12 protein-coding genes are annotated in these 11732 nt (G+C 72.3%); 3 read left to right on the top strand and 9 right to left on the bottom strand.

Annotation, left to right across the window (positions count from 1 at the left end; all coding sequences use genetic code 11):
- Positions 1-111: 111 nt before the first annotated feature.
- Positions 112-2247 carry an NAD-dependent DNA ligase LigA gene (gene ligA / locus MED01_RS25010; RefSeq protein WP_238670987.1) on the bottom strand — a complete coding sequence of 712 codons (2136 nt, stop codon included), beginning with the start codon at positions 2245-2247 and terminating at the stop codon, positions 112-114.
- 202 nt (positions 2248-2449) lie between these two features.
- Complete coding sequence (locus MED01_RS25005; RefSeq protein ID WP_238670986.1) at positions 2450-2671, bottom strand: hypothetical protein; 222 nt, start codon at positions 2669-2671, stop codon at positions 2450-2452.
- A gap of 49 nt (positions 2672-2720) precedes the next feature.
- Between MED01_RS25005 and MED01_RS25000 the strand changes: the two genes are divergently transcribed.
- Positions 2721-3257 carry a type II toxin-antitoxin system PemK/MazF family toxin gene (locus MED01_RS25000; protein WP_238670985.1) on the top strand — a complete coding sequence of 179 codons (537 nt, stop codon included), beginning with the start codon at positions 2721-2723 and terminating at the stop codon, positions 3255-3257.
- Between the two features lie 268 nt (positions 3258-3525).
- Here the strand turns inward: MED01_RS25000 and MED01_RS24995 are convergent, their stop codons facing one another.
- From MED01_RS24995 to MED01_RS24965, 7 genes are all read right to left on the bottom strand, one after another.
- Positions 3526-4536 carry an ADP-ribosylglycohydrolase family protein gene (locus MED01_RS24995; RefSeq protein WP_372493718.1) on the bottom strand — a complete coding sequence of 337 codons (1011 nt, stop codon included), beginning with the start codon at positions 4534-4536 and terminating at the stop codon, positions 3526-3528.
- Between the two features lie 30 nt (positions 4537-4566).
- Positions 4567-4932 (bottom strand): VOC family protein, encoded by a 366-nt coding sequence (locus MED01_RS24990; RefSeq protein WP_238670983.1) that lies wholly within the window; start codon positions 4930-4932, stop codon positions 4567-4569.
- Positions 4933-4968: 36 nt separating this feature from the next.
- Positions 4969-5973, bottom strand: a complete 1005-nt coding sequence (locus MED01_RS24985) for a methionine synthase (protein WP_238670982.1) — start codon at positions 5971-5973, stop codon at positions 4969-4971.
- Positions 5974-6010: 37 nt separating this feature from the next.
- Positions 6011-7084, bottom strand: coding sequence for a tRNA 2-thiouridine(34) synthase MnmA (gene mnmA / locus MED01_RS24980; RefSeq protein ID WP_238670981.1), 1074 nt, complete (start codon positions 7082-7084; stop codon positions 6011-6013).
- Positions 7085-7348: 264 nt separating this feature from the next.
- On the bottom strand, positions 7349-8524 hold the full coding sequence (locus MED01_RS24975; RefSeq protein ID WP_238670980.1) for a cysteine desulfurase family protein: 1176 nt from the start codon (positions 8522-8524) through the stop codon (positions 7349-7351).
- Positions 8525-8628: 104 nt separating this feature from the next.
- Positions 8629-9282 (bottom strand): class F sortase, encoded by a 654-nt coding sequence (locus MED01_RS24970; protein ID WP_238670979.1) that lies wholly within the window; start codon positions 9280-9282, stop codon positions 8629-8631.
- Positions 9279-10109 (bottom strand): DUF4397 domain-containing protein, encoded by an 831-nt coding sequence (locus MED01_RS24965; RefSeq protein WP_238670978.1) that lies wholly within the window; start codon positions 10107-10109, stop codon positions 9279-9281. The genes MED01_RS24970 and MED01_RS24965 overlap by 4 nt, the downstream gene beginning before the upstream one ends.
- 230 nt (positions 10110-10339) lie before the next feature.
- Between MED01_RS24965 and MED01_RS24960 the strand changes: the two genes are divergently transcribed.
- Positions 10340-10942: an RNA polymerase sigma factor gene (locus MED01_RS24960; protein ID WP_238670977.1), complete on the top strand. Its 603-nt coding sequence runs from the start codon at positions 10340-10342 to the stop codon at positions 10940-10942.
- Positions 10896-11729 carry an anti-sigma factor gene (locus MED01_RS24955; protein WP_238670976.1) on the top strand — a complete coding sequence of 278 codons (834 nt, stop codon included), beginning with the start codon at positions 10896-10898 and terminating at the stop codon, positions 11727-11729. Before MED01_RS24960 ends, MED01_RS24955 begins: the two co-directional genes overlap by 47 nt.
- Positions 11730-11732: the final 3 nt, after the last annotated feature.

Genomic DNA, 11732 nt, shown 5'->3' with positions numbered 1-11732 from the left:
CCAATGAAACGCCCTCGGCCCCCAGTTTCCCGGTATGACAGTCACGAATCGGTCGTAGTCGTAATTAAGTTGGTATACGCGGCCAGTCGCCGTTCCCGGCCGCCGGCCGGGTCAACCCCCCAGCTGAGCGACCTCCCGGGCGGCGTCCGGGCCCGCGTCCAGCAGGAGCCGGAACCCGTCCTCGTCGAGAACCGGCACCTTGAGACTGACTGCCTTGTCGGCCTTCGACCCGGGGTTGTCCCCCACCACCACGAAGCTCGTCTTCTTGGAAACCGACCCGCTGACCTTGCCGCCCCGGCTCTGCACGGCCTCGGCGGCCTGGTCCCGGGAGAAACCGGCGAGGGTGCCGGTCACCACGACCGTCAACCCCTCCAGCGGGCGCGGGCCCTCGTCGACCGCCTCCTCCGCCATCCGTACGCCGGCCTCAGCCCACTTGCGGACCACCTCGCGGTGCCAGTCCACAGCGAACCACTCCCGGATGCTGGCGGCGATGGTCGGCCCGACCCCGTCGACGGAGGACAGCTCCTCCTCGGTGGCCGCGTCGATGGCGTCCATCGAGCGGAAGTGCCGGGCGAGCGCCTGGGCCGCGGTCGGGCCGACGTGCCGGATGGAGAGCGCCACCAGCACCCGCCACAGGTCCCGTTCCCGGGCGACCGCGAGATTGTCCAGCAACTTGGTGGCGTTGCTGCCCAGGCTGCCGTCCTTGTTGACGAAGAACGGCGACCGGGACAGCTGCTCGGCGTCGAGGTGGAAGAGGTCGCCCTCGTCGCTGATGATCTCCGCGTCGAGCAGGGCTGCCGCGCCCTTGTAGCCGAGCACCTCGATGTCGAAGCCACCCCGGCCGGCGAGGTGGAACACCCGCTCCCGCAACTGCGCCGGGCAACTGCGGGTGTTGGGGCAACGGATGTCCACGTCGCCCTCCTTCGATGGCGCGAGCGGGGTGCCGCAGGCCGGGCAACTGGTCGGCATGACGAACGGCCGGGCATCGGCGGGCCGCAGATCGACCACCGGGCCGAGCACCTCGGGGATAACGTCGCCGGCCTTGCGCAGCACCACCGTGTCGCCGATCAGCACCCCCTTGCGCTCCACCTCACGGGCGTTGTGCAGGGTGGCGAGCGCGACAGTGGAACCGGCCACGCGCACCGGCTCCAGCACGGCGAACGGGGTGACCCGGCCGGTGCGCCCCACGTTGACGTCGATGTCGAGCAGCTTTGTGGTGACCTCCTCCGGCGGGTACTTGAAGGCGATCGCCCAGCGAGGGGCACGACTGGTCGACCCGAGCCGGCCCTGGATGGAAACCGGATCGACCTTCACCACCACGCCGTCGATCTCGTGCTCGACGTCGTGCCGGTGCTCGGCGTAGTAGGCGATGAACTCCGCCACGCCGGCCAGGTCCGGGACGACCCGCCACCGGTCGCTGGTCGGCAACCCCCACGACTTGAGTGCCGCGTACGACTCGGACTGCGCCGTGGGCTGGAACCCACGGCGGGCGCCGATGCCATGCACCACCAGGCGCAACGGCCGGGTGGCGGTGACCCGTGGATCCTTCTGTCGCAGGCTGCCGGCGGCGGCGTTGCGGGGGTTGGCGAAGGGCGCCTTGCCCTGCTCCACCAGCCCCGCGTTGAGATCGGCGAACGCGGCGATCGGGAAGTAGATCTCGCCCCGGACCTCCACCAGCTCGGGAACGTCCGGGAATTCGCCGGACGGTACGAGCTGGCTGGGCACGTCCCGAATGCTGCGCACGTTTGCCGTGACGTCCTCACCGGTACGCCCGTCGCCTCGGGTGGCGGCCCGGACCAGCCGGCCGTTCTCGTAGGTCAGATTGATCGCCAGCCCGTCGACCTTCAGCTCACACAGGTACGGCACCGGGCCGCCCGCGTCCCGTTCGACCCGCTCGGCCCAGGCCGCCAACTCCTCGTCGGCGAAGGCGTTGTCGAGCGAGAGCATCCGTTCGGCATGGGTGACCGCTGTGAAGTCGGTGGAGAACGTGCCACCCACCCGTTGGGTCGGCGAGTCGGGCGTCCGCAGCGCCGGAAACTCCTCCTCCAGTGCCTCCAGCTCGCGCAACTGCCTGTCGAAATCGGCGTCGGGGATGGTCGGCGCGTCCAGCACGTAGTAGCGGTACTGGTGCTCGGTCAACTCCTGGCTGAGCGCGGCATGCCGTTCCCGGGCCTGCGGCGTCGGCTCAGCCCCGGCCGCCGCCTCCTGCGCCGGGCTGACCTGCTGACCGATCTGTTCCTCGGACACACCGCCACCTTCGGACACGCCTGCGACCTCCCTGATCACGCTACTCCGGCACCGTATCGGGCCGGTGGGACAATCCGTCGCCCACCCGCGCCCGACGCGACCTCGCACTCAGCAGCGTCCGGTGATCGCGTGATGCTCAGCAGGCGTCGACGGGCCGATCCAGCTACCGACCATCAAGTGATCGAGGGCGACGGCCGCCGTGTCACCAGGTGGCACGGCGGCGTCGAGGTGGCCTGGCGGCGTCGAGGTGGTCGTGCATCGCAGCGGTGGGGCGGTGGTCGTGCAGCGCGGCGGTGGGGCGGTGGTCATGCAGCGCGGCGGTGGGGCGGTGGTCATGCAGCGCGGCGGTGGGGCGGTGGTCATGCAGCGCGGCGGTGGGGCGGTCGCGGTGTGGTTGGCGGGCGGCACGGGCGACGGCGTGCAAGGATCGCCGGACGGTGCGACCTGGGGGTCGCCGGGAAGCGGAGGTACGGATGCGCGAGGCACTGCTCTGGGCGGTGGCGATCCTGCTGGCCGTGGTCGCCGGCTGGGCGTGGAACAGTTGGCGGCACCAGGTGGCCAACCGGCGTCCGGGCACCCGGCCGGGTGCGGGCGGCACCGGTGGCCGTCGTTCCACCCCGCCGCGGCCCCGTGGCGCCGAACGGCCGTCCACCAAACCCCGCTCGCGCGACACCGACCGGCGCGCCGACGCCCCGTCGCCCGGCGAGATCTGGTGGGCCGACGTGCCGTACGCCGACGGCAGCGGGTCGAAGGTACGCCCGTGCCTGGTGCTGCGCGCCGACTCCCGGGGCGCCGACGTCCTGAAGATCACCAGCCAGGACAAGAGCGACAGGGACGACCACGTACGGATTCCCACCCGGGACTGGGATCCGGGCGCGGAGCACGACAGTTACCTCAGCCTCACCGAGCCGATCCGACTCAACTCGGCCGCCTTTGGCGACCACGCCGGCCGCTGCGACGCCGACCTGTGGCGCAAGGTCCGCAGCCTGCGCCACCTCCCCACCCCCTGACCACCCCGCGAGCACCCACGACCGTCGTCGTTGCCGCTCGCCGGCCATGATCGACTCGCCTTCCTGAAAGTCGGGGTGTTCTGAAGTCCCGGACACCCCGACTTTCAGCACCCCGAGTCGATCAAGCCGGACCAGGCCAAGCCGGACCCAAGGCCAGGCCAGACCAAGCCAAGCCAGACCAAGCCAAGCCAAGCCGGACCAAGGCCAGGCCGAGCCAGGCCAAGCCGAGCCAAGCCCAAGCCGAGCCAGGCCAGGCCCGCAGGGAGGGTCAGTCCCAGGCCGCGCCGAGCGTGGCCAGTTGGTCCGCGTACTCGATGCGGTTGGCCCATTCGCGCGGCCAGGCGGCCATGCCGACGGCCGCGCCGACGAACGCGCCGGCCAGGGCGGCGATCGAGTCGGAGTCGCCGGCGGTGGTCGCGCCCCGGGCCAGCGCCGCTACCGGGTCGCCGGCGTGCCGTACGGCGCAGAGCAGCGCGGTGGCCAGCGCCTCCTCGGCCACCCAGCCCTCCCCGGTGGCCTGACACGGGTCACCACCGTCGTCCGGCCGCGTCAGGGTGTTCGTCAGTCGGCCCAGCACCGCCAGGCACTCGTCCCAGCCCTGGGCGATGAACTCCTGCGGAGAACCGGAACCGGCGTGTTGCCACAGATCGCCCAGCCACCGCTCCCGGTAGACCAGGCGCTGGGACAGTGCCCGCTCGGTGAGCACCGCCGGCAGGTCGGTCAGCGGCGTTCCCGCGCGCAAAACGAAGACCGCGTACGCGGTGAGTTCGCTGGCGGCCAGCCCGGTCGGATGGCCGTGGGTCAGCCCGGCCTGCAACTGAGCCAACCCGGCGAGCGTGTCGAGGTCCACGTCGAGCAACCCGACCGGGGTGACCCGCATGTTGGCCCCGCAGCCCTTTGAGCCGACCACAGTCGCCTCCTGCCACGGCACCCCACGGCTCAGCTCGGCGCAGGCGCGCAGGCAGGTCATGCCGGGGGCACGGTTGTTGTCCGGGCTGACCGCCCAGGCCAGGAAGCGTCGCCGCAGCAGGGGCTCCACCGCCTCCGGCGTGAACGACGGCGCCTCGTGCAGCGCCCAACCCACAGCCAGGGCCATCTGCGTGTCGTCGGTGACCAGGGCGGGCTCGCCGGACAGCTCGCGTGGACCGGTCGGACCGTACCGGCGCTCGATCTCGGCGACGGTGAGGAACTCGGTCGGCTTGCCCAGCGCGTCACCGTAGGCGAGACCGAAGAGCGAACCGGAGGCGCGAAGCGCAGAGGTGTGGATCACGGCGGCAATGATGCCCGGCCGCCGCAACCCACGACGAGGTCAATCCCAGCAGAGGCAGAACGGGTGGCCGGCCGGGTCGGCGTAGACCCGGAAGCCCTCGCCCTCACCTGCCAGCCGCCGAGCACCCAGCGCCAGCGCCGCCTTCTCGGCGGCCTCGATGTCGTCCACAGTCACGTCGAGGTGGAACTGCTGTGGGCGCTCGGGATCCGGCCAGGCCGGTGGGCGCAGGTTGGGCGCCTGTTGGAAGGCGAGGCGCGGCTGGTGACCGGGTGGGCCGCCCAGCACCACCCAGTCGTCATCGGAGTCACCCTCGGCGAGCGGTACGCCGAGCAGCTCGGCGTAGAACGCCGCCAACGCCCGCGGATCCGGGCAGTCGATCACCACTGAACGCAGTTGTCCAATCATGACCGTCATCCTGCCCACCAGGTACGACAGGAAACCTCACGCCTCGGCGAGGCGCCGGCCGGCGTCCCGGCACGCGGCGAGCACCGCCCGCGCGTACTCAGGGGTGGCGCCGGCGAGGCCGCAGGCCGGGGTGACCACCACCTGCTCGGCGAGTTGGCGACGCGGGAAGCCGAGGCGGTCCCAGACCTGGCGTACCCGGTCGGCGATCTGCGCGGAGGTCGGCGCGCCACCGGCCGACGGCGGCCGGGTCGGCGCGGCCCCGGCCAGCAACCCGAGGCCGGCGTCGATCGCCTCGCCCAGCGGGTCGAGCTTGGTGACCAGGTCCAGGTCGAGGGCGACAGCGACGGCGCCGGTGGAGCGGATCAGCTCCAGCGGCACGTCCGGGGCGCAGCAGTGCACCAGCGTCGGCACGCCGACCGCCTCGACGACAGTGCGCAGCAGGGCGGCGGCGTCCACCGACTCGACCGCCCGGTACGCGCCCAGCCCGCTCTCGGTCGGCACCCGCCCGGCCAGCACGGTCGGCAGTGACGGCTCGTCCAGTTGCAGCAGCACCGATGCCTGGGGCAGCCGGCGGGCGACCGCCGCGACGTGCGCGCGCAGCCCTTCGGCGAGGGAGCCGGTCAGGTCGCGGACCGCGCCGGGATCGCGCAACAGTCGGCCACCGATCGGCAACTCCAGGGAGGCGGCCAGCGTGAGCGGGCCGGCGGCCTGCACCTTGATCGGCCCGGCGTACCCCTCGGCCTGCTCGGCGAGCTGGTCCAGGTCGCGTTCCATCAGGTCGCGGGCGCGGCGCAGGTCGCGGCCTGGGCGTGGGGCGACCCGCCACCGCCCCGCGTACACCTCGACAGGCAGCTCGACGAGCAGCCCGGCGGACCGGCCGATCATGTCCGCTCCGGGGCCACGGGCCGGCAACTCGGGCAGGTGGGGCAGCTCGGGAAGCTCACCGAGGACCACCCGCTGAGCCTCGCCGATGTCGGTGCCGGGCAGCGAACCAATTCCGGTTGCCGCGCCGGCCGGCCAGGGCCACGCCTGATCTGTCACGGGCGAAGGCTATCCCGCGGACACCCAGGCCGTGCGGTCAGCCGGTGATGGTCGCGGAGCCGAGGACGACGTCGCCGGCCGGGTCCGGTCGGTACGCCACCACGGCCTGACCGGCGGCCACGCCGCGGACCGGTCGGCGCAGCTCGGCGTGCAGCCGGTCACCGTCGAGGGCGACGGTCGCGGGGACCACCTCGCCGTGCGCGCGCAACTGCACCTCGCACTCGACCGGGGCGTCCGGACGGGCGCCGCCGGTCCAGACCGGACGTACCGCGTGCACGTCGGACACGTCCAGGGCCTCGGCCGGGCCCACAGTCACAGTGTTGGTCTTCGGCGTGATGGAGAGCACGTAGCGTGGCCGGCCGTCCGGGGCGGGCCGGTCCAGGTGCAACCCGCGACGCTGCCCCACCGTGTACGCGTACGCGCCGCTGTGACTGCCGACGACCGCGCCGGTGGACGCGTCCACCACGTCGCCGGGCGTCTCACCGAGCCGGCCGGCCAGGAAGCCGCGGGTGTCCCCGTCGGCGATGAAGCAGATGTCGTGTGAGTCCGGCTTGTCGGCCACGGCCAGGCCACGCTCGGCGGCCTCGGCGCGGACCTCCGCCTTCGTCAAGTCACCGAGCGGGAAGATCGACCGGTCGAGCTGCTCGCGGGTGAGCACGGCGAGCACGTACGACTGGTCCTTGGCCAGGTCGACACTGCGCCGCAGCAGTCCGTCCGCGCCGAGGCGGGCGTGGTGCCCGGTCACCACCGCGTCGAAGCCCAGGGCCACCGCCCGGTCCAGCACCGCCGCGAACTTGATCTTCTCGTTGCAGCGCAGGCAGGGATTCGGCGTACGACCGGCGGCGTACTCGGCGACGAAGTCGTCGACCACGTCCTCGTGGAAGCGATCGGCCATGTCCCACACGTAGAACGGGATGCCGATCACGTCGGCCGCCCGCCGGGCGTCCCGGGAATCCTCCAGGGTGCAGCAGCCGCGCGCGCCGGTCCGATAGGTCTGTGGGTTGCGGGCCAGCGCCAGGTGCACACCGGTCACGTCGTGCCCGGCCGCCACCGCCCGCGCCGCCGCCACTGCCGAGTCAACCCCACCCGACATCGCCGCCAGAACCCTCACCGACCCACTCCCCTTCCCCGTTCCGCCCGTTCCCCCACGACAACCCTATCCACCAGCCCCGCAACCCCCCGAACAGCCGCGCCCACCCGCCCGCCCCGCCCCGCCCGCCGGCGCGATCTTGCAGTTTCTGCGGCGACATATGCCGCACAAGGCGCGAACGGACAACCGAAAGTGCAAGATCGCGGGGGCGGGGGCGGGGGCGGGGGTGCGGGGGCGGGGGCGGGGGCGCGGGGTGCGGGGTGCGGGGCGGGGCGAGGGTGGGGGTTAGCGGGGGGTGCGGAGGGCTGCGGCTCGGCGGGCTCGGTCGACCGCTGCCGGGAGGGCCGCGACGAGGGCGTCGATGTCGGCCTGGGTGCTGGTGTGGCCCAGGGTGAAGCGCAGCGAGGACCGGGCGCGGTCGTCGTCGGCGCCCATCGCCAGCAGCACGTGCGAGGGTTGGGCCACGCCGGCCGAGCAGGCGGAGCCGGTCGAGCAGGCGATCCCCTGCGCGTCGAGCAGGAGCAGCAGCGCGTCGCCCTCGCAGCCGGGGAAGGAGAAGTGCGCGTTGCCGGGCAGCCGATCGGTCGGGTCACCGTTGTAGATCACCTCGGGCACCGCCTGGCGGACCCGCTCGATCAGGTCGTCGCGGAGCGCTGCCACCCGGGCCGCGTACTCCTGCTGACCCTTCACTGCCGTCTCCACCGCGACGGCGAAGGCGACGATGCCGGCGGTGTCCAGGGTGCCGGAGCGGATGTCGCGTTCCTGGCCGCCGCCGTGCAGCAGCGGCGTGGCCGGCACGTCCCGGGCGAGCAGCAGCGCGCCCACCCCGGTCGGGCCGCCCAGCTTGTGCCCGGTGACGGTCAGCGCGGCGACCCCGCTGGCGCCGAAGTCGACTGGCACCTGACCAACCGCCTGGATGGCGTCGGTGTGGAAGGGCACACCGTGTTCGGCGGCGACGGCGGCCAGTTCGGCCACCGGCTGGACGGTGCCCACCTCGTTGTTCGCCCACATCGCGGTGACCACGGCCACCTGGTCGGCGTGCGCTGCCAACTCGGCGCGCAGGGTCTGCGGGTCGAGCCGACCGACGGCATCGACCGGCAGCCAGCCGACCTCGGCGCCCTCCTGCTGGGCCAGCCAGTCGACAGCGTCCAGCACCGCGTGGTGCTCGACGGCGCTGGAGACCACCCGGCGGCGGTCGGGCCGGGCTGCTCGGCGGGCCCAGAAGACGCCCTTGACCGCGAGGTTGTCGCTCTCCGTGCCACCACCGGTGAAGATCACCTCAGAGGGCCTGGCGCCCAGCACCGCCGCCACCTGTTCGCGTGACTCTTCGACCCGGCGGCGGGCACGGCGGCCCGACGCATGCAGGGAGGACGCGTTGCCGACCTCGCGGGCGGTAGCGACATACGCCTCCAGTGCCTCATCGAGCATGGGAGTCGTCGCCGCGTGATCCAGGTAAGCCATCGCCGTTCAGCGTACGGCCGACACCTTGGGGACCGGATGCCGGAGGGGACTGCACGCAACGGCCGGGGTGGAACTCCACCCCGGCCCGATGCGCGCGGACCTGGTCAGACGGGCACGGCGGTGACGACGATGTTGTCGCGGTACTTGCGCGCCTTGGCGTCGAACGGCCCACCACAGGTGATCAGGGTCAGCCGCGGCTTGCCGTCACGGGCGAAGTACCGGTCCAGCGGGATCCTGGTCTTGGCGTACTCCTCCCGGGCGACGACCCGGTAGCGCCTCGCCTCGCCGTCGCTGCCTGTCGCTGTCAACGTGTCGCCCTGGTCCAGCTCACGCAGCCGGAAGAACGCCCCCTTGCCCTGCTTGGCGCTGTCCACGTGGCCGGCGATGACCACCGAGCCGGCCTCGGCCTCCAGGCCGGGGCCGTAGCGGTACCAACCGATCTGATCGACGCTCGGCGGCACCTCGAACTCGTTGGTCCGCTCGTTGATGCCGACAGCGTTGACGGTGGCGGTGACGCCGATCTCCGGGATCAGCAGCCGTACCGGCGGGATGATCTTCGGACCGGCGGGCAGTTCACCCGCGGTGACCGGCACCGACGGGGCACTGGCGGCGGTCGGTGCGGGGCTGGCCAGCGTGCTCGCCTCCTCGGCTCCAACCGTCCCGGCCGGCTGGTTGGCGCACGCCACCAGAGCGGCGGCGGTGAGCGCGGCAACGCCGGCGGCCAGGGCCGCCAGCGCGCCGCGATTGCGCACCGTCACTTGCGGCCGGTCCGCGCGGTCGCCATCCGCACCCCACCACCAAGCAGCAGGAGTACGCCGGCACCGGTGAGCACGTACCACCAGGTGTCCACGCCCGTGCCGGCCTGGCCGCCGTCACCGCTGGGCACGCCGCCCGGGGCGGAGTGCAGGCCGGTGATGGTCTGGGCCACCACGTCGAGGGTCTTGCCCTCGGCGGAGCCGATCGCGTAGACGATCGTGGCGGTGCCCTCCTTGAGGTTGAGGTCCGCCGGGCCGATGGCGACGGTGTCGGTGCCGGCCAGCACCACGTCCGCCTTCACCTCGCCCGCGTCGACGTCACCCTTGGCCTCGTTCGGGTTGGTGAGGCCCTCGAAGACCGGGGTGCCACCGGCGCGCACGTCGACCGCCGGGGCGGCGGCGGTGTGCCGGACGATCAGCCGCGCCTTGCCGGCGTCGACCTTCGACACGTCGTTCACGAACGGGGTGATCTTCGGCTTGCCGGCCGCGTCGAGGTGGGCCGCGATGCTGATGTTCGCACCGCCCGGCACCGCGGCGTTGTCGACGGTGAGGATCGCGCTGCCGATCGGCTCGCCCGGCTTGGTGAGCGCGATGTCGTAGTCGCCCTCCTCCAGGTTCAGCGGGCCGGCGACGTCGCCGGGCTTGAAGTTGTCGAGCGTCTTCTTGCCGTTGACGTAGACGTCGACCGGGGTGTCCGGAATGCCGTGCACGACGGAGACCTTCGACGTGGCGGCGTACGCGGGGCTGGCGGTGAGGGCACCGACGCCGGCGAAGGCCAGCGCGGCGACCGCGCCGCCCGCGGCGACCCGACGGAAGTACGAGAGCTGCATGTCTGCCTCCTGGTATTTGGTGCTGATTCGTCAGGCCTGGCTTGCAGAACGGGTTACGCCGGCTCTCGGACGGGCGGATGCGCCCCGGAGGCACTTTTCTTTTTTGGCCACGACCGCATCCGCAGCGGGGTCCGGGGACGAATAGCTGGTGAGATGACATCGACCGGGGAAGTGGGGCGGAGACTGTGGCAGCTACAGTCGGGCATGCCCCATCGAAGGCGAGCCGCCCGATGACGGCGCTACGACAGGAACCGGATCCTCCGGTGGACGACCTCGACCGCAGGTTCCGCGACGGTGACGACGTGGCGCTCCGCGAGGCGTACGACCGCTACGGTCGTGCCGTGCTTCACCTGGCCACGTCCATGCTGGCGAACCGCAGCGACGCCGAGGACGTCACCCAGGCGACGTTCGTCGCCGCCTGGCTGGGTCGCGACACGTTCGACCCGTCCAAGGGGTCGCTGATCGGTTGGTTGCTCGGCATCGGCCGGCGGAAGGTGATCGACCGGATGCGCGCCTCGGCCCGGGAGACCCGGGTGGTGGAGACGGTCCGACAACTGCCCGAGCCGGCGCAGACCCAGCCGGATCCGGACCGCGTGGTGGACCGGTTGGTGATCGCCGACGAGTTGGCTCGCCTCCCGGACGACCAGCGACGGATGCTGGAGCTGGCCTTCTACGACGACCTGACACACCAGCAGATAGCCACTGTGACCGGCGTGCCGTTGGGCACCGTGAAGAGTCACATCCGACGCGGCATGGCGAGCTTGAAGCGCAGATGGGAGGTGGACGGTGCAGCACCTGGACCACGACCGGCTGGTATTTCTGGCACTCGGTGAGAGCGAGGCGGACAACGGGGAGAGCACCCACCTCGGCACCTGCGCGCTCTGCCGGGCGGAGGTCGCGAGCCTTCAGCAGGTGGCGGGGCTCGGCACCGAGACGCAGGGCCTGGCCGACCTGCCCGACCCGCCGGAGCACGTCTGGCAGGGCATCGAAGCCCAGGTCAGGGCCGCGGAGGCCGGGCCGTTGCTGACCGAGACCCGTCGACACCGGGTGCCCGAGCAGGCCGACACCACGACGACCGAGCAGGCCGACTTCACCACTACCGAGCAGAGTTTCGGCGCGGCGGCCGAGGCGACGGTGACCCGACTGGACCCGGCGCGGCGGTCCCGTCGGGGTCGCGGCTGGTCCGGTTGGGTGGCCACCGCGGTGACAGCGGCCGCTGCCGCGGCGGTCGGCGTGGTGGGCACCGTCTCGGTGCTCCGACCGGACGATCCGACGCCCACTCCGACGCCGGTGGTGGTGGCGAGCGCGCCGCTGGCCGCGTACGGGGCGACCCCGCCGACGGCCACTGGTGACGCCCGGGTTTTCCGGGACGGCCAACTACATCTGCATGTGGCGAATCTCCCGAGCGTCGCGGGGTACTACGAGGTCTGGCTCATCAACCCGACGACGATGGAGATGTTCTCGGTCGGCACCCTGGGTGGCGGCTCGGACGCGCTGCTACCCCTGCCCCCGAATGTCGACCTCAAGAGCTATTCGGTGGTCGACGTCTCCGCGGAGCAGTACGACAACAACACCCGCCACTCCGGCGACAGTCTGCTGAGGGGCTCCCTGACGGGCTGATCG

It is taken from the genome of Micromonospora alfalfae (assembly GCF_022230925.1).
Classification (GTDB): Bacteria; Actinomycetota; Actinomycetes; order Mycobacteriales; family Micromonosporaceae; genus Micromonospora; species Micromonospora alfalfae.
This window is presented reverse-complemented; position numbering and strand designations above follow the sequence as displayed.